The 17,405-nt window shown below is 71.3% G+C and carries 16 protein-coding genes and 1 tRNA gene; 11 read left to right on the forward strand and 6 right to left on the reverse strand.

Annotation, left to right across the window (positions count from 1 at the left end; genetic code table 11):
* Window positions 1–49 precede the first annotated feature (49 nt).
* Window positions 50–1,516: an aminopeptidase P family protein gene (locus ACWCQK_RS07015; protein ID WP_451152722.1), complete on the reverse strand. Its 1,467-nt coding sequence runs from the start codon at window positions 1,514–1,516 to the stop codon at window positions 50–52.
* Between the two features lie 386 nt (window positions 1,517–1,902).
* A complete protein-coding gene (locus tag ACWCQK_RS07020) occupies window positions 1,903–3,435 on the reverse strand; it encodes a PP2C family protein-serine/threonine phosphatase (protein ID WP_451152724.1) in 1,533 nt (510 codons plus the stop codon).
* Window positions 3,436–3,950: 515 nt separating this feature from the next.
* On the opposite strand from ACWCQK_RS07020, the gene ACWCQK_RS07025 reads away from it, so the two are divergent.
* Together ACWCQK_RS07025 and ACWCQK_RS07030 are read left to right on the forward strand one after the other, a co-directional pair.
* Window positions 3,951–4,616 (forward strand): bifunctional DNA primase/polymerase, encoded by a 666-nt coding sequence (locus tag ACWCQK_RS07025; RefSeq protein WP_451152726.1) that lies wholly within the window; start codon window positions 3,951–3,953, stop codon window positions 4,614–4,616.
* A gap of 56 nt (window positions 4,617–4,672) precedes the next feature.
* Window positions 4,673–5,353: a hypothetical protein gene (locus ACWCQK_RS07030; protein WP_451152728.1), complete on the forward strand. Its 681-nt coding sequence runs from the start codon at window positions 4,673–4,675 to the stop codon at window positions 5,351–5,353.
* Window positions 5,354–5,641: 288 nt separating this feature from the next.
* Here ACWCQK_RS07030 and ACWCQK_RS07035 read toward each other — a convergent pair whose 3' ends face one another.
* The 3 genes from ACWCQK_RS07035 to ACWCQK_RS07045 form a co-directional block, all read right to left on the reverse strand.
* Window positions 5,642–6,607, reverse strand: coding sequence for a DUF5926 family protein (locus ACWCQK_RS07035; protein ID WP_451152730.1), 966 nt, complete (start codon window positions 6,605–6,607; stop codon window positions 5,642–5,644).
* Window positions 6,608–6,730: 123 nt separating this feature from the next.
* Window positions 6,731–7,285, reverse strand: coding sequence for an ATP-binding protein (locus tag ACWCQK_RS07040; RefSeq protein WP_451152732.1), 555 nt, complete (start codon window positions 7,283–7,285; stop codon window positions 6,731–6,733).
* A 265-nt stretch (window positions 7,286–7,550) separates the two neighbouring features.
* Window positions 7,551–8,378 carry a glycerophosphodiester phosphodiesterase gene (locus tag ACWCQK_RS07045; RefSeq protein WP_451152734.1) on the reverse strand — a complete coding sequence of 276 codons (828 nt, stop codon included), beginning with the start codon at window positions 8,376–8,378 and terminating at the stop codon, window positions 7,551–7,553.
* A 258-nt stretch (window positions 8,379–8,636) separates the two neighbouring features.
* Here ACWCQK_RS07045 and ACWCQK_RS07050 point away from each other — a divergent pair, with 258 nt between their 5' ends.
* The 4 genes from ACWCQK_RS07050 (at window position 8,637) to ACWCQK_RS07065 (ending at window position 11,849) form a co-directional block, all read left to right on the forward strand.
* A complete protein-coding gene (locus tag ACWCQK_RS07050) occupies window positions 8,637–10,103 on the forward strand; it encodes a S1C family serine protease (RefSeq protein ID WP_451152736.1) in 1,467 nt (488 codons plus the stop codon).
* Window positions 10,104–10,158: 55 nt separating this feature from the next.
* A tRNA-Ser gene (locus ACWCQK_RS07055) sits at window positions 10,159–10,245 on the forward strand.
* Window positions 10,246–10,485: 240 nt separating this feature from the next.
* Window positions 10,486–10,731: a hypothetical protein gene (locus ACWCQK_RS07060; protein ID WP_451152738.1), complete on the forward strand. Its 246-nt coding sequence runs from the start codon at window positions 10,486–10,488 to the stop codon at window positions 10,729–10,731.
* Window positions 10,732–10,979: 248 nt separating this feature from the next.
* Complete coding sequence (locus ACWCQK_RS07065; RefSeq protein ID WP_451152740.1) at window positions 10,980–11,849, forward strand: GNAT family N-acetyltransferase; 870 nt, start codon at window positions 10,980–10,982, stop codon at window positions 11,847–11,849.
* A 195-nt stretch (window positions 11,850–12,044) separates the two neighbouring features.
* Here the strand turns inward: ACWCQK_RS07065 and ACWCQK_RS07070 are convergent, their stop codons facing one another.
* Window positions 12,045–12,917 carry a bifunctional DNA primase/polymerase gene (locus ACWCQK_RS07070; RefSeq protein ID WP_451152742.1) on the reverse strand — a complete coding sequence of 291 codons (873 nt, stop codon included), beginning with the start codon at window positions 12,915–12,917 and terminating at the stop codon, window positions 12,045–12,047.
* Window positions 12,918–13,285: 368 nt separating this feature from the next.
* On the opposite strand from ACWCQK_RS07070, the gene ACWCQK_RS07075 reads away from it, so the two are divergent.
* The 5 genes from ACWCQK_RS07075 (at window position 13,286) to ACWCQK_RS07095 (ending at window position 17,319) form a co-directional block, all read left to right on the forward strand.
* Window positions 13,286–13,600, forward strand: coding sequence for a hypothetical protein (locus ACWCQK_RS07075; RefSeq protein WP_451152744.1), 315 nt, complete (start codon window positions 13,286–13,288; stop codon window positions 13,598–13,600).
* A 463-nt stretch (window positions 13,601–14,063) separates the two neighbouring features.
* The gene (locus ACWCQK_RS07080) at window positions 14,064–15,011 is read left to right on the forward strand and encodes a Zn-ribbon domain-containing OB-fold protein (RefSeq protein ID WP_451152746.1); all 948 of its coding nucleotides are present in this window, start codon (window positions 14,064–14,066) and stop codon (window positions 15,009–15,011) included.
* Between the two features lie 5 nt (window positions 15,012–15,016).
* The gene (locus tag ACWCQK_RS07085; RefSeq protein ID WP_451152983.1) at window positions 15,017–15,412 is read left to right on the forward strand and encodes a MaoC family dehydratase; all 396 of its coding nucleotides are present in this window, start codon (window positions 15,017–15,019) and stop codon (window positions 15,410–15,412) included.
* Window positions 15,409–16,575 (forward strand): lipid-transfer protein, encoded by a 1,167-nt coding sequence (locus ACWCQK_RS07090; protein ID WP_451152748.1) that lies wholly within the window; start codon window positions 15,409–15,411, stop codon window positions 16,573–16,575. The genes ACWCQK_RS07085 and ACWCQK_RS07090 overlap by 4 nt, the downstream gene beginning before the upstream one ends.
* A 147-nt stretch (window positions 16,576–16,722) precedes the next feature.
* Window positions 16,723–17,319: a SigE family RNA polymerase sigma factor gene (locus ACWCQK_RS07095; RefSeq protein WP_451152750.1), complete on the forward strand. Its 597-nt coding sequence runs from the start codon at window positions 16,723–16,725 to the stop codon at window positions 17,317–17,319.
* Window positions 17,320–17,405 lie beyond the last annotated feature (86 nt).

A 17,405-nucleotide genomic window follows, 5' to 3' on the forward strand; every position in this document is an offset into this window, starting at 1 on the left:
CACGCCGATGGCCGGGCACCTCTTCCGGTACCCGGCCATCGCCGCCGTATCAGCCCTTCAGCGCGGCCATCCAGGACTCGACCTCGTCGGAGCGGCGCGGCAGCCCCGCCGACAGGTTCCGGTTGCCGTCCTCGGTGACCAGGATGTCGTCCTCGATGCGCACGCCGATGCCGCGGTACTCCTCGGGCACCGTCAGGTCGTCGGCCTGGAAGTACAGACCGGGCTCGACGGTGAGGACCATGCCGGGCTCCAGCGTGCCGTCCACGTAGAACTCGACGCGGGCGGCCGCGCAGTCGTGGACGTCCATGCCGAGCATGTGTCCCGTGCCGTGCAGCGTCCAGCGGCGCTGGAGACCGAGTTCGAGCACCCGCTCGACCGGACCCTCGACCAGACCCCACTCGACGAGCTTCTCGGTCAGCACGCGCTGCGCCGCGTCGTGGAAGGCGCGGTACTTGCCACCCGGCTGCACGGCCGCGATGCCGGCCTCCTGGGCCTCGTACACGGCGTCGTAGATCTTCTTCTGGATCTCGCTGAAGCGGCCGTTGACCGGCAGCGTGCGCGTGACGTCCGCGGTGTAGAGCGTGTGCGTCTCCACACCCGCGTCCAGCAGGAGCAGGTCGCCGGAGCGGACCGGGCCGTCGTTGCGCACCCAGTGCAGCGTGCAGGCGTGCGGGCCGGCAGCGGCGATGGAGCCGTAGCCGACGTCGTTGCCCTCCACCCGCGCGCGCAGGAAGAACGTGCCCTCGATGTAGCGCTCGCTGGTGGCCTCGGCCTTGTCGAGGACCTTCACGACGTCCTCGAAGCCGCGCACGGTCGAGTCGACGGCCTTCTGCAGCTCACCGACCTCGAACGCGTCCTTGACCAGGCGGGCCTCGGAGAGGAAGACACGCAGTTCCTCGTCGCGCTCGGCGGTGACCTTGTCGGCCAGGGCCGCCTCGACACCGGCGTCGTTGCCGCGCACCACGCGGACCGGGCCGGTGGCCTCGCGCAGCGCGTCCGCGAGCTCGCGCACGTCGGAGGCGGGGATGCCGTACAGCGCCTCGGACTCGGCGAGGGAGTGCCGGCGGCCGACCCACAGCTCGCCCTGTCCGGACAGCCAGAACTCGCCGTTCTCGCGGTCCGAGCGCGGCAGCAGGTAGATCGTCTCCTGGTGGCCGTCCGCGGTCGGCTCCAGGACCAGGACGCCGTCCTCCGTCTGGTTGCCGGTCAGGTACGCGTATTCGACCGACGCCCGGAAGGCGTACTCGGTGTCGTTCGAGCGGGTCTTCAGGTTGCCCGCGGGGACGACCAGGCGCTCGCCGGGGAACCGCGCGGAGAGCGCGGCGCGGCGGGCGGCGGTCTCGGCGGCCTGCGCGATCGGCTCCAGGCCGCGCAGCTCCGTGTCGGCCCAGCCGGACTTCATGTTCTCGGCCAGCTCGTCGGACACGCCCGGGTACAGGCCGTTCTTGCGCTGCTTGATCGGCTCTTCCGACTCAGTCTCCGGGGTCTCCGGGGTGAGCTCGTCGGCCACGGTCATCCTCCTTGGTACGGCACTGGACCTTGTCCATCGTACGGTCGTACGCGGGAGAGCCCAGGGGGCAAGGGCCTTTACCGACCGTTCGACGGAGGAACACCGAGGGGCGACCGGCCGGGCGGCCACCGGTCCGGCGGGGGAATGCCGTACGGCGACCGGGAGTTCGCCGAGGGATTGGCGCGCGTCGACCAGGCGTGACGGTGAGATGACCGACGCTCTGGCGGGAGATCGCCGAGGGTGATCGGTGACTGAGTGCCGCCGAGGTGTGGTCGATGACTGAGGGTCGCCGAAGGGTGACCGGCGACCAAGGGTCGCCGAGAGGTCACGAGGGGTGGCCGGGAGGCCGTTGAGGTGTCACGAGGGGTGGCCGGGAGGCCGCCGAGGGGCGATCACTCGAAGCGAGCCGCCATCAGCACCACGTCCTCCGCGCCGACCGTGGCGTCCAGCCCGTCCGGCAGCACGGTGCGCAGCACATGCTCGGCGACGGCGTCCGGTTCCTGGCGCAGCGCCCTGGGCACGCTGGAGGCGGCCGCGTGCAGCCGGGCGAAGGCCCGGTCCGCGGAGTCGCCGGTACGGTGCAGCAGCCCGTCGGTGTAGAGCAGGACCGTCTCTCCCGGCTCGGTCTGGAGCTCCACGCTGGGCGCCTCCCAGCAGGCGAGCATCCCGAGCGGCGCCGAGACGGAGGTCTCCACGAACTCCGTGCGCCGCTCGCCGACCAGCAGCGGCGGGCAGTGCCCGGCACCGGCCAGGGTGATCTTGCGCAGCGCGGGTTCGCAGTACGCGAACAGGGCGGTCGCGGAGCGGGCGGGCTCGGTGAGCCGGAGCAGCAGCTCCAGGTCGGACAGGACGGCGACGGGGTCCTCGCCCTCCATCACGGCGTACGCCCGCAGGGACGCGCGCAGCCGGCCCATCGCGGCGATCGCGCTCGGCCCGGACCCGGTGACCGACCCGACCGCCAGGCCGAGCGCGGCGTCGGGTAGCGGGAGCGCGTCGTACCAGTCGCCGCCGCCGCGTGGCCCGGTGCGGTGGCGGACCGCGAGCTGGACCCCGCTCACCCGGGGCAGCCGTGCGGGCAGCAGCTCGTCTGACATGGTCGCCATGCACGCGCGCGTGCGCTCGACCTCGACGAGCCGGGCGAGGTGTTCGGTGGCGTACCGCCCGTACAGGCCGATCAGGTGGCGCTGGCGCTCGACCGGTTCGGCGGGTTCGTCGTAGAGCCAGACGGCGGCGCCGAGGCGGCCCGCGGCCTCGGTGGACAGGGGGAGCGCGTAGCTGGCGGCGTAGCCGAGACGGGCGGCCACCTCGCGGTGGCGGGGGTCGAGCGCCTCCTCGGCGAACAGGTCGGGCCGGACGATCTCGGTGCTGCCGCCGGGCAGTCCGGCGTCCGTGTCGAGGAGCGCGCCGTACGACAGCGCCCCGCGCGGCACGGTCTCCAAGTGACCGAGGTCGGCGCGGGCGAGGCCGAGGCCGAGGGTCGTCTCGGGGCCGAGTCCGTCGGCGGGTTCCAGTACGACGAGGCCGCGGCGGGCACCCACCAGGGCGGCCCCGGCGCGCAGCAGTTCCTGGAGCGCGCCGGGGAGTGTGTCCGTGCGGACCAGGCGTTCCGTGAGTTCGTGCAGGGTGGTGAGGTCCGAGACCCAGCCGGCCAGCCGGTCCTGGAGCAGGGCGCCCGCCGGTGTGGGGGAGGAGAGGGCAGAAGAGACGGGAGTGGTGCCCGATGCGGCCGGCGCGGGCGCGACAGTGTGTGCGGGTGCGGGAACCGTTGAATCGATTCCAGCCACTTTCGGAGGGTGAGGGGCGTTCATGTCGTCCGGCTTTCCGACCGGCGCGTATTGCTCAAAAGCATCGCAAACCCCCATGTCATCCTGCGCCGCTAGCGGTATCTCCACATGTACACGCATGCGTGAGGGGATGTCCAGCATTGTCCTGCCGGGATTCCTGGTGTCCAATGGTGTTTCGGGGACTTTTCACGCATCCCTTCGGTACCCCTTGCGGAAAAGCAAAGTTGGCTTAAAACTGCCTCGGGTAAGGGGTGATTGCGGTCGACTGGCCTAGCTCGACAGAGCGTCACAACGGTCGTGATGGGTACGTACTCGGTAAGGGCCCAGGGGCGGTTGGCAACCACCCGGAACCTGGTGACCGACCCGGGCGTCTTAGCCACCGACGACCGAGCCCCATCCTCCCGTGGCGGAGGCGGAGAGTAATACGCGAGACGGCAAACGCCAGACTTCGCCACCCCCACGCCACGGCCATGCTTTTGACAGACGCAGTGTGGACGGAACGGCCGCGGACGCAGCCAACGTTCGGCCCATAGGGGTTCCCCTTGTCTCTGACAGGGGTGTGATGCGCCAACAGGTACGCACAGTGAAGTGATCGACACATGGTGTGATGTGGCCCACGGTGTTGCCAGGCGTGCAACGGAAAGGAACGAGCGCTCATGCGCGAGATCCTCGGAAGGCGACGCAGGCTCCTGTCCCAGCGCAGCGACGGGGGGCCCGAGTTGATCAAGACGGCCCTGACGTTCGCGACGGAATGGCAGTGGCCCGTACTCCCGGGCGTGGCGGCGGATCCGCAGGGGCGGGCCCGCTGCGGCTGCCCTGAACCGGAGTGCACGGTGCCCGGTGCGCATCCCTTCGACCCCGGCCTCCTCGCGGCCACCACGGACGCGCGCATGGTGCGCTGGTGGTGGACCAACCGGCCGACGGCGCCGATCATCCTGGCGACCGGCGGCACGGCGCCCTGCGCGGTCAGTCTCCCCGCCCTCGCGGCCTCGCACGCGCTGGCCGCGCTGGATCGCGAGGGGATGCGGCTGGGCCCGGTCGTGGCCTCGCCCACTCGCTGGGCGCTGCTCGTGCGGCCGTATTCCATGGAACAGCTGGGCGAACTGCTCTACGCCCAGGACTTCGTTCCCGGCTCCCTCCGCTTCCACGGTGAGGGCGGCTATCTCGCCCTGCCGCCGTCCGAGACCGGCCAGGGCGCCATCCACTGGGAGCGCGCGCCGCTGCCCGGCTCGGCCTCGCCCTGGGTGCCCGACGTCGAGGCCGTGGTGGGCGCCGTCGTCGAGGCCCTCACTCGTACGGGTGTGAGCGCCCCCGACTTGTAGGGGTGTCGGCCGCGCGCCGGGCGAGGTGCCCGGCGCGGGTCGTTATCTTCCCCTTCATGAACGTACGTCTCCTCGCCCTGGTGGGCGTCGTGGCAGCGGCGGTGGCGCTGCCGCTGGCCATGGCGTCCGCGGGGCCCGTGGGGTCCACGGACGAGGGGCGGGCGCTCGTACGTTCGTCAGCGCACGGTGACGACTCCGCTTCCGGCGCCGGTGCCGGTGCCGCTCTTGGTGCCGACGCCGGCGTCTCGGGCCGTACGGATGCCTCCCTCGATCGCACGGATGGCTCCGACCGTCCGGTGGCCTCCGGCCCCGCGGGCTCCTCCGGCTCCGACGAGAAGGAGCCGGCCACCGATCACGCCCGTGACCCTCTGCTGCTCGGCGTGGGACTGGCCACCGCCACCCGCTGTGGCCCCGCGCTCACCTCGCCGGACGGCATCGAGGCGCAGACCTGTGTCCTGACGCAGGGCGAGGACACCTGGGCGCGCACCTACTACCGCAACGCGACCGGCCGCGACCTGGACGCCGTACTGAGCTTCATGGAGCCCGGTGGGCGCACGGTGCAGATGAACTGCGCGGTCGGCGCGGAGGACGAGCCGGGGATCTGCGACACACCCCGCGAGCGGGCCCAGGGGGCACTGGACGCCTATACGGCGGTCGCGGAGTTCGCGGGCCGGTCCGGGCGCGGCCCGCTGTTGCTGCGCTCCGGGAGCAACTCCGGTACGCCCACGCGCAGTTGACGCCTGACAGCGATCCGTGAACGGTGCCGGGCATGAAAAGACCCGGTTGCTGGCGACGGGGGATGCACCAGCAACCGGGCTACTGGAACGGTAACAAGAGATCGGCCCTACGCAAATTCGGTCTCTTGTTTTCCTCGGCTATTCGGACACCGGTCGGCTCCCGGCGACCGGGCGATTCGGACACCGACTGCCCTGTCACCGGCGGGAGTTGTGACCGGAGTCACGGGATCCGCATCATCCCCTCGGGCTGACCGGCCGGTCAGCCCGAGAGAACGGCGAGCCTGTGCGTCAGCTGAGGGTCACCTGTCGGTTGGTGAGTCCACCGCGCGCGCGGCGCTCGTCGGGGGTGAGCGGAGCCTCCGAGGCCAGTGCCGTGGCGAGGCGCTCGGCGAACTCGGCCGCCGGCTTCTCGACGTCCTCCGCGCCGACCCCGCTCGGCAGATCCCAGACCGGCACGGTCAGGCCGTGCGCGCGGAAGGAGCCCACCAGACGGGTGCCCTCGCCGAGGCTGGAGCGGCCCGCCGCGTGCAGCCGCGCAAGAGCGTCCAGAAGGCGCTCCTCGGCGTGCGGCATGACCCAGCGAAGGTGGTTCTTCTCCGGGGTCTCGCACCAGTAGGCGGAGTCGACGCCGGTCAGCTTCACGGTCGGGATGGCCGCGGCGTTGGCCCGCTCCAGGGAGGCGGTCACCTCGGGAGTGGCGTTCTCCGCGTCCGGGACCCAGAACTCGAAGCCGTCGTGCACAACTGGCTCGAACGCGCCTTCGGGGTCGAGGAGGTCCTGCAACCGCGGACCGTCCGCCGGGGCACGGCGGCCCTGCACGGGGGTGCCGGGCTGCGCCTCCAGCGCGCGCTGGAGCGTGTCGGCGAGGTCGCGGCTGATGTCGCCCGAGGACGTGTCGTTCTGGAGGCCCAGCAGCACCGAGCCGTCCTCGCGGCGCAGTGCGGGCCAGGCCATCGGCAGGACCGTGGCCAGCCTGACCGAGGGAACGCCCTCGGGCAGACCGCCCTTCAGGGGCAGTTCGACCGTGGCCGCGGGCACCAGTTCACGCAGCGCGACCCAGTCGCACTCGCCCGCCAGCCCCTCGAAGGGGCGGTGCACCAACTCGGCCGCGGCCTGGGCGGCGGCCCGGCCGTGGCACGCCTTGTAGCGGCGGCCGCTGTCGCAGGGGCAGGGTTCGCGGGCGCCGACGACCGGGATCTCCGCATCACTGGGCTGCGGCCGCCTGGCCGTCGTCTGGGGTCGCTTCTTGGCCATCGTGGGTGTCTCCCGGTTACGGCTCGTCTGTACGGGCGGGAGCCTAGTCGCTCGTAGCAGAACCCACGGGACCCTGTGGACGACGCACGGCGTCGGCGTCGCGCCACGCCCCCCGGCCCGGCCCTAGTCCAGGTCGTCGAACGCGTCCGTGAAGGACAGGTCACGCAGCGGCGAACGGGCCGGCGCCGCCACGCGCGCGGCGGCGAAGTCGGCGCGTGGGCACCCGGCGTCGGGGTCGTGGACGTCGTCGTGGACGACGACCCAGACCGTGACCTCGCCCCGGGTGTCGTCCCGGACGCCCCAGTCGTCGGCCAGCGCCGTGATGATGTTCAGCCCGCGGCCGCCGTGCGCGGTGACCGACGGAGTGGCCGGAGCCGGGCGGGTCGGACCGCCACCGTCCGTCACCTCGACGACCAGCCGGCCGCACGTGTCCACCCGCCAGGTGGCCCGTACGTCGCCGTCCCCGGCCAACGCGTCCCCCAGGGGCCGCCCGTGCTTGCACGCATTGCTCAAAAGTTCGGAAAGGATCAGTACGGCATCGTCGATGACCGATTCCGCCACGCCACCCGTGCGCAACTGATCACGCATCCGGTGTCTCGCTCTCCCCACGCCCGCAGGGCCATGGGGAACGGCCATGCTCGACGACGTGGGCACCTCCTGTGCCACCACCAACGCCACCCCCGAGACCTCCTTCGCCCCACGCCACGGTGTGGATGCCCCATCGGCCTGAACCGGAAACCGGCCGATGCACGTACAGTGACGCACTCGCAACGGTCGAACACAGAGCGAACGCGCCGGAGCACTCCCCGTGAGGAGATGGCTGAATTTCGCCGGTATGGCTGAGACGCGAGGATGCTCCTGTGAGGCGCCTGGGTCAAGGTTCGTTTCATGGGACAGCTGTGTCGGGCCGCGGCGGGGCCGCTCGGCCCGCGGGCGGCTACAGTCAGCGACCCAGCTGATCGAGCACCGCGCGCGGGCGATTGGTGATGATGGCGTCGATGCCCAGGTCGACGCAGAGATCGACGTCCTCGGGCTCGTTCACCGTCCACACGTGCACCTGGTGTCCGGCGCGCTTCAGGCGCTCGATGTACGCGGGGTGATTGCGCACGATCCGCATCGACGGGCCCGCGATCCGGACGCCCGCCGGCAGCCGCCCGTCGCGCAGCCGTGGCGAGACGAACTGCAACAGGTACACCGTGGGGAGAAGGGGAGAGGCGGCCCGGACACGGTGCAGTGAACGTGCCGAGAAGCTCATGACACGGACCGCGGACCCGGCGGCGTCGGCCGGGGCGTCCAGGCCGAACCGCTTCAGGAGCAGCAGCAGCCGGTCCTCCACCTGGCCGGCCCAGCGGGTGGGGTGCTTGGTCTCGATGGCCAGCTCCACCCGCCGCCCCGAGTCGGCGACGAGTTCGAGCAGCCGTTCCAGGGTGAGGACAGAGGTGTCCTCGGGGTCCTCGGGGCGGAACACCCAGTCGGGCTCCTCGTCGCGCGTACGCCAGTGGTCCCGCTTCTTCCAGGAGCCGAAGTCCAGCGCGGCGAGCTCGGCGAGCTCCAGGGCGGACACCGCTCCGCGGCCGTTGGACGTACGGTTGACGCGGCGGTCGTGCACACAGACCAGATGGCCGTCCGCGGTCAGCCGGACATCGCACTCGAGAGCGTCCGCGCCGTCCTCGATCGCCTTCTTGTACGCGGCAAGGGTGTGCTCGGGGGCCTCCTCGGAGGCCCCGCGGTGGGCGACGACTTGAATGTGGTGCTGCCGTGCGTGGGTCACCGCGTCATGGTGCCACCGGCGCGGGGTACGCGGCGGGCCGGAGGGATCCGAAAAAGTGTCCGTTCGGAGCAGAATGTCTCATATAAAGAATGGCAGCTTACCCACAGCCACCGCTTATGGTGCTCTGACGGCCCGTGGGAAAAGCTGACGGCATACAAAAGCACCTGCACAGCTGCAGCGCGCCGGGTCGGCGACAGTCGTGAGCGAGCGTGACCCAGTGCGACCGAGAACAACAGCCGTGGATCGAGGAGAAGAGCTGTGAGCACCGAGAACGAGGGCACCGCGGTACCCCAGGCCCCGGCTGCACCCCCCGTGCCGGTGGAATCTCCCGTGGCTTCCCCGCAGGCCGTCGCGCCCGAGGGCGCACCCACGACTCCGGTCCCGGCGGTGCCGCTGAGCGCTCCCGGTGCCCCGGAGCACGACCTGGTGCACGCCGGGCACGCGCCCGCGTACGCCTCGGCGGGCCCGCACGACGGATTCCAGCACACCGGGTCCGCTCCCGAGAGCGGCTGGCCGCCCCCGCCGCCCGCCACACCCGCTTACGCCGACGGCGGTGGCGCGGGTTCCGGCTGGGGCTCCTCCTACCACCCGCCGGCGCCCAAGTCCGGCGGCGGCCGCGGCGGCCTCGTCGCGGCGATCCTGGTGGCCGCGCTGGTCGCGGGCGGCCTGGGCGGCGGCCTCGGCTACACGCTGGCCAAGAACGGCGATTCCGGCGGCTCCACGACCGTCTCCTCCGCCACCAGCGGCGGCGCGGTCAAGCGGGACCCGGGCACGATCGCGGCGGTGGCCTCCAAGGCGCTGCCGAGCACCGTCACCATCGAGGCCGAGTCCACCAACGGCGAGGGCGGCACCGGCACCGGCTTCGTCTTCGACACCGAGGGCCACATCGTCACCAACAACCACGTCGTCGCCGACGCGGTCGACGGCGGCAAGCTCACGGCCACCTTCCCCGACGGCAAGAAGTACGACGCCGAGGTGGTCGGTCACGCCCAGGGCTACGACGTGGCGGTCGTCAAGCTCAAGAGCGCCCCGTCGGACCTGAAGCCGCTGACCCTCGGCAACTCCGACGACGTGGCGGTCGGCGACTCCACCATCGCCATCGGCGCGCCCTTCGGCCTGTCGAACACGGTGACGACGGGCATCATCAGCGCCAAGAACCGCCCGGTCGCCTCCAGCGACGGAACCGGCAGCCAGGCGTCCTACATGAGCGCCCTCCAGACCGACGCGTCGATCAACCCGGGCAACTCCGGCGGCCCGCTCCTCGACGCCCAGGGCAACGTGATCGGCATCAACTCCGCGATCCAGTCCACCAGCGGCGGCGGCCTGGGCGGCGCCAGCCAGTCCGGCTCGATCGGCCTCGGCTTCGCCATCCCGATCAACCAGGCCAAGTACGTCGCCCAGCAGCTGATCAAGAACGGCAAGCCGGTCTACGCGAAGATCGGCGCCTCCGTCTCCCTGGAGGACTCGACCAACGGCGCGAAGATCACCGACCAGGGCGCCGGCGGTGCCTCCTCCGTCGAGTCCGGCGGCCCGGCCGACAAGGCGGGCCTGAAGTCGGGTGACGTGATCACCAAGCTCGACGACCACGTGATCGACAGCGGCCCCACCCTGATCGGCGAGATCTGGACCCACAAGCCCGGTGACAAGGTCGAGATCACCTACGAGCGCGACAGCAGGACCCACACCGTCGACCTGACCCTCGGCTCCCGCGTCGGCGACAGCTGACCGCCGCGCCGACCCGTTACTCTTGTCCCCGCGTCGCCCTTGATCGGCGACGCGGGGAGGTGTGCCCGAGCGGCCGAAGGGAACGGTCTTGAAAACCGTCGTGGCAGCGATGTCACCGTGGGTTCAAATCCCACCACCTCCGCTCTGAGAGCAGTGCGCTCGGCCCCCGCCTGGTCAGTAGGTCGGGGGCCGTTCTCATGCGCTGCCGTCATCGACCGGGCCGGGCGGAACGTTCGGCTTATGCTCTCCCCCGCGGTGGATCGGGTGATCCATCACTGAGGAAGGGGCACGCGTGGCAGCGGCAGGATCCATCCCGAATGTGACCGATGAACGTCTGTGCTGGCTCATCCTTCGGGACGAACTCCGACAGAGAAGCAGCAAGTTGCGCTTTCTCGGAGGCATCCGAGCCGTCATCAGCAGCCAGGGGACCAGCAGCTCCTTGTTCGAGGGCGACCTCAGGCGTGAGAAGACGTCGGCCAAGATGAGCGACTACGCGGTGGCTGTGGACGCCTCCGCGCAGACGCTCTCCCCCGACGAGCGCCGGCATCTGCGCACAGCCGGTGAAGTCCCCGAATGGTTCAGGTCCGACGTAGAGCGGCGCTACCAGGAGATCCGCAAGCGGCGTTGACGCCTTGCCGCACTCAGGCTCGTTCATCCTTCGGACAGGGTGTTGTAGGCCAATCCTGTGCCGTGCTTCACCGGGAGTTCGTCTCACCGCGAGTTCATGGGCCTGATCAGCGGACTCCGGCGAAACGGAACCGCGCGCCTGGCGGCCGGAGGACCTTCGGGGCTCGGAGTGCGGACGAGTGTCCTGTGCCGCGGGTTCGCCGAGGAAGAACCACGGACGCACGTCGACAGCATGGGAAATCATGAAGCATGCGATCGGATGACTGGCACCTCACCGAAGACGTCGACGAGTTCCTCGCTCGAACCGGGGAGTTCCTGCGCTCACGGCCGGCCCTGCACACCATGCCGCTGACGGTGACCGAGAAGCTGCGCACCCGCGGGGCGGACACACACGGCCAAGCCCCCGTCTTCGGCCGGCTGGAGCGAGCGGGCAAGGTCCGCGCCATCTTCTACCGCCTTCGCGGCCTGAGCCTCACTCCCCTCGCCCCCGAGCACGCCGACACACTCGCCGCCCACCTGGCCGCCCTCGGGCACTCCATTCCGTACGTCAGCGCGGACCACACCACCGCCACCTCTTTCGCCCAGGCATGGCAGCGGCACACGGGCGCGGCGCCGACGCTCGGCAAGCGGATCCGTCTGTACCGTCTCGACACGCTCACCCCACCGGAACCGCTCCCCGCGGGCCGGGGCCGGATGGTGGGCGAGCAGGACCACGAGCAACTCGTGCGCTGGTGCGGCGAGTTCCTCGACACAGTCGGAGAAGTCCCCGGCGTGGACGCCGACTCCTGGGCCGACTCGCGCTTCGCCGACAAACACTTCACGTTCTGGGAGACCCCGGACGGCACCCCCGTCTCCATGGCGGGCTCGACATCGATGGTCGGCGGCATGGTCCGCGTGGACCCCGTCTACACCCCGGCCGGCCTCCGCGGCCGTGGCTACGCGGGCGCCGTGACGGTCGAGGTGAGCCGTGCCGCGCTGGCCGCGGGCGCCACGGACGTCGTGCTCTTCGCGGACCCGGCCAACCCCACCAGCAACGCCCTCTACCGACGCATCGGATACGTCCCGGTCACCGAATGGGCCGCGTACGACTTCTCGTCCCGCGCGGCGGAGAACGGTTGAGGACTCGGGAACTCGGGAGGGCCGCGCGGCGGGCACAGCGGACACCGCAGCCGTCGCAGTGGACACCGTCGCCGTCGTAGCGGACACCGCCGGCGAAGGGCAGGGCACGGCAGCAGCCTGGGAGCGGTCACAGGTCGATCGTGGCGCCGATGCCCGGGTGCGGCGGTCGCGCGGCAGCGGCAGCCGCGCGAGCGCTCATGACGGCGGTCGGTATGCCGTCAGCCGGGCCGCCGAGGCGATCGTGGCGCGGGCCTCGCGTTCGGTCAGGCCCGTACCCAGGGCCGCGTCCACCAGGGGTTCTACGAGGTCGGGCCCGATGCCGTTCTCGTAGGCGCGGCAAGCGGCCCAGAACAGACGGGTGTTGCGCTGGCCCTCGTGCGCCGCGAGGACGAACTGGACCAGACCCTGGCCATGCCCGTCGGTCGAGGCGGGCGTGGGGTGATGGGTGCGCGGTGGGGGGAGTAGCAGGCGCAGCAGGGCGGGCGGGCAGGCCGCCGGGGCGAGATGCGCGGAGCCCGGGGCGGTGCCGTAGACGCCGTGATCGGTACGGGAGCCGGGGCCGACGAGGTAGCCGCCGGCGCCGCGGATGTCGATGCCGGGGGCGAGGCGGCCGGCGGAGTTGGGGACGACGACGTGCGGCGGGCCGGTCAGCCAGAGGTGGCGGCCGCCGCTGGGCGTCAGGACGACGACGGTGGCGGGGATCGTGAACAGGTGGCGCAGGGCCAGTTCACGCAGGGCCGCCGGGGCGTCCGTACCGGACTTGGTGTCGAGGTCGATGCCGATCAGGTGGTGTGGGGGCAGACCGCAGGCGATGCCGTAGCCGGTCGCCCAGGGTGCGGCGGCGAACAGTTCACGGATGCGGGCCGGGTCGGTCGAGGCGTCGTACACCCCGTGGCCGAAACGGCCGCACTCGCCGTGGCAGGGCGGGGCGGTCGGGTCGGAGCGATGGGGGGAGCGCAGGGCCGGGAGCTTCGTCCGGGACAGCGGGAGGACGGCCAGGCCGCGTTCGGCGGCTGACAGGGCGTGTGCGAGGGCCAGCGTCGTGGCCTGCCGGTCGGTGGTGGCCATACCTCCATGTTCGTACGTACGTTCGAAAAAGGGAAGAGGGGTGGGCCCCGACACGCCGGGCTGGGGGAATTGGCTGGAAATATGCCGGAACGCTTCACCTCTTGCGGTGCTTGACGGCGAACCACCCGTACTGCCCTGACCTGCGACTTTGATGGCTGGAAGGTGGCGAAAGGGGTTTATCGACTTGTCATCACGCTTCAGGGCGAATAGCGGCTTCCGGGCTGGTTCGACGGGGATCCGATGGGCGACTCTGATCTCGCGACGTCGTGCACAACGCCGAGGCGGTCGGCCAACTGCCTTGGAGAAAGCCGTACTTCACGCACTTCCGGTCATGAGTCCGGGAGTGTCACCGGTTCTGGAGGAACAACATGGCAAGCATCCGTACCGCCCGCGTTCTCGCCGCCGTCTCCGCCCTCCCGCTCGCGGCCGCCCTGTTCACCGGCGTCGCGGCGGCGGACGACGGCGCCTTCGCGGACGACGGATCGAACGCGGCCGCCGCGAGCATCGTCGGCAGCGGGGTCGGACACGACAACAACGGCAACTCCTCCACCACCCAGCAGCAGGCGGTCGGTGCCGGCGCCTCGAACCAGAGCAACACCGCCCAGGTCGACGGGTCCGCGTTCACGGCCATCAACCAGGGCAACGAGAACGTCGCCGTCAGCTTCGTGCCGCTGTGGCGATGACCTGAGGGGCGGGCGGCCGCTGCGCCGGCCGTCCACCCCCTCGACTCCGTGCTGGGTGTGCATTGTGGGGCGTGACACGCCTGTGCGGCGGTGCTTCGGCGCCGCCGCACAGGCGTTTTCGTGCGCGGAGGCGGACGCGCAGGTGGAGGGGGAGGTGGAGTGGTGAGGGGCATGGGCGGGCCTCCGGCCGGGCACCCCGGTGCCCCAGCCGTCGAGGGGCCGAGTCGCCGAGGGGGCGAGCGCCTTGACAGTGCAAGCGATCTGACGGACAGTCAGGAATCTTCGGAGAGATCGTGGGAACCCTCGCGGCGCTCGCGGTGTACCAGATATGTCAGCGCGACGCGGCGCGGATCGGAACGGGCCAGGAGTCTGCGGGCCAGGAGTCTGCGGACCATGAGTCCGCAGGTCATGAGTCCGCGGGCATGGGGAGTGAAGAGGGTCGGCGAGGGGGCGGTGGTGGGGGATGAGTGACGAGTTGGACGCGAGGCTGAAGGCGTACGAGGGCCGGCCGGCCGTGGTCGCCGGTGTCGGCAGGGATCCCGTCAACGCGCCGATGATCCGGCACTGGTGCGAGGCGATGGGCGACACCGGTGCGGCCTACGAAGGGCCCGATGCCGTGGCCCCGCCCACCATGCTCCAGGCGTGGACCATGGGCGGCCTGACCGGCCACACGACCGGCACGCCCCCGACGGCCCGCACAGCCCCGGGCGGTACGGACCGTGCGGGGCGGACCGAGGCGTACGACGAGCTCCTCGCCCTGCTCGACGAGGCGGGTTGCACCTCGGTCGTCGCCACCGACTCCGAGCAGGAGTATCTGCGGCCCCTGCGCCCGGGGGACGAGATCACCTTCGACGTGGTGATCGAGTCGGTCTCGGCGCGGAAGACGACCAAGCTGGGCTCCGGGTACTTCGTCACGACACGGATGGACGTGCGCGTGGGCGCCGAGCTCGCGGGCACACACCGCTTCCGCATCCTCAAGTACGCGCCCGCGCGGCGGAAGGCAGCACCTCCCCGCCCCCGACCCGTGGTCAACCGCGACAACGCCGGCTTCTGGGAGGGCGTGGCACGGCACCGGCTGCTCATCCAGCGCTGTACGGGTTGCGCGACCCTGCGCCACCCCTGGCTGCCGGGCTGCAACGCCTGCGGCTGCCCGGACTGGGACACGGTCGAGGCGAGCGGCGAGGGCACGGTCTACTCGTACGTGGTCATGCACCACCCGCCCTTCCCGGCCTTCGCCCCTCCCTACGCGGTCGCGCTGATCGAACTGGCCGAGGGCGTGCGGATCGTCAGCAACGTGATCGGGGTGCCGTACGACAAGGTGCGGATAGGGATGCCGGTGCGACTCGCGTTCCGCTCGTACGACGACGAGTCGGTGCTGCCCGTCTTCCAGGCCGAGGAGGTGGCCGCATGAGGGCCATGACCGCGGGTGAGGCACTGCCGCCGCTGGAGATCGAGATCACCCGGACCCTGATCGTCGCCGGAGCCCTCGCCTCCCGCGACTACCAGGACGTCCACCACGACCCCGAGCTGGCGCGCGGCAAGGGCTCCCCCGACATCTTCATGAACATCCTCACCACCAATGGCCTGGTCGGGAGGTACATCACCGACCACTTCGGACCCACGGCGGTGCTCCGCAAGGTGGCCATCCGACTCGGGGCGCCCAACTATCCCGGCGACACCATGGTGCTGACCGGCACGGTGGCGGAGGTCGACGGCGCCACCGTCACGGTCCGGGTGGTCGGGGCGAACGGCATCGGCCGGCATGTGACCGGCACGGTGATGCTCACCGTCCCGCCGGGAGGCGCGGGATGAGCGTGCGGAAGCGGGACATGCTGGGCGGGCGGGCGGCGATCGTCGGCATCGGGGCCACGGAGTTCTCCAAGGACTCGGGGCGCAGTGAGCTGCGGCTGGCCACGGAGGCGGTTCGGGCGGCGCTGGCCGACGCGGGGCTGGCGCCGGCCGACGTGGACGGGCTGGTCACGTTCACGATGGACACCAGCCCGGAGATCACCGTGGCCCAGGCCTGCGGGATGGGTGAGCTGTCCTTCTTCTCCCGGGTGCACTACGGCGGCGGTGCTGCCTGCGCGACCGTCCAGCAGGCGGCACTGGCGGTGGCGAGCGGAGTCGCGGAGGTGGTGGTCTGTTACCGCGCCTTCAACGAGCGGTCGGGGCGTCGCTTCGGCTCGGGGGTCCAGCACCGGGAGCCGTCGGCGGAGGGCGCGGCACTCGGCTGGTCCCTGCCGTTCGGGCTGCTCACCCCGGCCTCCTGGGTGGCGATGGCGGCCCAGCGCTATCTGCACACCCACGGGCTGACCCCGGAGGCCTTCGGACACGTGGCCGTGGTGGACCGGAGGTACGCGGCGACCAACCCGGCGGCGTACTTCCACGGCAGACCCATCACCCTCGCCGACCACGCGGCCTCCCGTTGGATCGTCGAGCCGCTGCGGCTGCTGGACTGCTGTCAGGAGACGGACGGCGGCCAGGCGCTCGTGGTCACCTCCGTGGAGCGCGCCCGCGACCTGCCGCATCCGCCGGCCGTCGTCGCGGCCGCCGCCCAGGGCGCCGGTCGCGCGCAGGAGCAGATGACCAGCTTCTACCGGGACGACCTGACGGGGCTGCCGGAGATGGGGGTGGTGGCCCGCCAGTTGTGGCGGACGTCCGGACTCACACCGGCCGACATCGACGTGGCGATCCTGTACGACCACTTCACCCCGTTCGTGCTGATGCAGCTGGAGGAGTTCGGCTTCTGCGCGCCGGGAGAGGCCGCGGAGTTCGTGGCCGGGGAGCGGCTCCCGATCAACACCCACGGCGGGCAGCTCGGGGAGGCGTACCTCCACGGGATGAACGGCGTGGCCGAGGCGGTACGGCAGCTGCGCGGCACGTCCGTGAACCGCGTACCCGGGGCGGGGCGGGTCCTGGTGACGGCGGGGACGGGGGTGCCGACCTCGGGCCTGGTCCTCACGGCGGACGGCTGAGCCCCCAGGGGTCATCCCGCAGTGGACCCCGGTCGCTCATCCACCTTCAGGAGGTGGAGCCTGCCCCACCCCTACAACCTGAGGCGGACTCCGCTGCGGGACCTGCGGCCGATCCGCCGGAGTGGGGGTCGCTCATAGCGTGGAGCCATGACCACACCCGTCTGCACCAGCGCCTCGAAAGCCGCTGCACCAGTGAGGCAGACCCTCCCGCCGTCTCGTCTTCGCTCGGCCGGGGGGACCTCCACCTACCCGTCGTTCTCGTCGTACGTGCGGGCCCGCCAGTCGGTGCTGCTGCGGACCGCCCGGTCGCTGACCGCGAACCCGAGCGACGCCGAGGACCTGCTGCAGACCGCGCTGGCCAAGACGTATGTCGCCTGGGAGCGGATCGAGGACCATCGCGCGCTCGACGGCTATGTGCGCCGGGCGCTGGTGAACACGCGCACCTCGCAGTGGCGCAAGCGCCGGGTGGACGAGTTCTCGTGCGAGGAGCTGCCCGAGCCGGAGCAGCATGTGTCCGGCGGGGACGACCCCGCCGAGCAGCAGGCACTGCACGACGCGATGTGGCGGGCGGTCATGAAACTGCCGGACCGTCAGCGGGCGATGGTGGTGCTGCGGTACTACGAGGACCTGAGCGAGGTCCAGACGGCGGAGGTGCTCGGGGTCTCGGTCGGCACGGTGAAGTCGGCGGTGTCACGGGCGCTCGGGAAGCTGCGCGAGGATCCCGAGCTGGTGCTCGTGCGCTAGGCGGCCGGGCCCGGGGACATCGGGTCCCCGAATGATGTGATCGATCGTCCGGACCTAGTGACATACCGCGCGGTATGTGCGCAGAA

The sequence above is a fragment of the Streptomyces sp. NPDC002306 genome, assembly GCF_053593435.1.

Bases quoted from the DNA above. Each gene is read 5' to 3' on its own strand.
- ACWCQK_RS07015 (WP_451152722.1), bottom strand. From the start codon at position 1,516: ATGACCGTGGCCGACGAGCTCACCCCGGAGACCCCGGAGACTGAGTCG.
- ACWCQK_RS07020 (WP_451152724.1), bottom strand. From the start codon at position 3,435: ATGCTGGACATCCCCTCACGCATGCGTGTACATGTGGAGATACCGCTA.
- ACWCQK_RS07025 (WP_451152726.1), top strand. From the start codon at position 3,951: ATGCGCGAGATCCTCGGAAGGCGACGCAGGCTCCTGTCCCAGCGCAGC.
- ACWCQK_RS07030 (WP_451152728.1), top strand. From the start codon at position 4,673: ATGAACGTACGTCTCCTCGCCCTGGTGGGCGTCGTGGCAGCGGCGGTG.
- ACWCQK_RS07035 (WP_451152730.1), bottom strand. From the start codon at position 6,607: ATGGCCAAGAAGCGACCCCAGACGACGGCCAGGCGGCCGCAGCCCAGT.
- ACWCQK_RS07065 (WP_451152740.1), top strand. From the start codon at position 10,980: ATGCGATCGGATGACTGGCACCTCACCGAAGACGTCGACGAGTTCCTC.
- ACWCQK_RS07070 (WP_451152742.1), bottom strand. From the start codon at position 12,917: ATGGCCACCACCGACCGGCAGGCCACGACGCTGGCCCTCGCACACGCC.
- ACWCQK_RS07075 (WP_451152744.1), top strand. From the start codon at position 13,286: ATGGCAAGCATCCGTACCGCCCGCGTTCTCGCCGCCGTCTCCGCCCTC.
- ACWCQK_RS07080 (WP_451152746.1), top strand. From the start codon at position 14,064: ATGAGTGACGAGTTGGACGCGAGGCTGAAGGCGTACGAGGGCCGGCCG.
- ACWCQK_RS07085 (WP_451152983.1), top strand. From the start codon at position 15,017: ATGACCGCGGGTGAGGCACTGCCGCCGCTGGAGATCGAGATCACCCGG.
- ACWCQK_RS07090 (WP_451152748.1), top strand. From the start codon at position 15,409: ATGAGCGTGCGGAAGCGGGACATGCTGGGCGGGCGGGCGGCGATCGTC.
- ACWCQK_RS07095 (WP_451152750.1), top strand. From the start codon at position 16,723: ATGACCACACCCGTCTGCACCAGCGCCTCGAAAGCCGCTGCACCAGTG.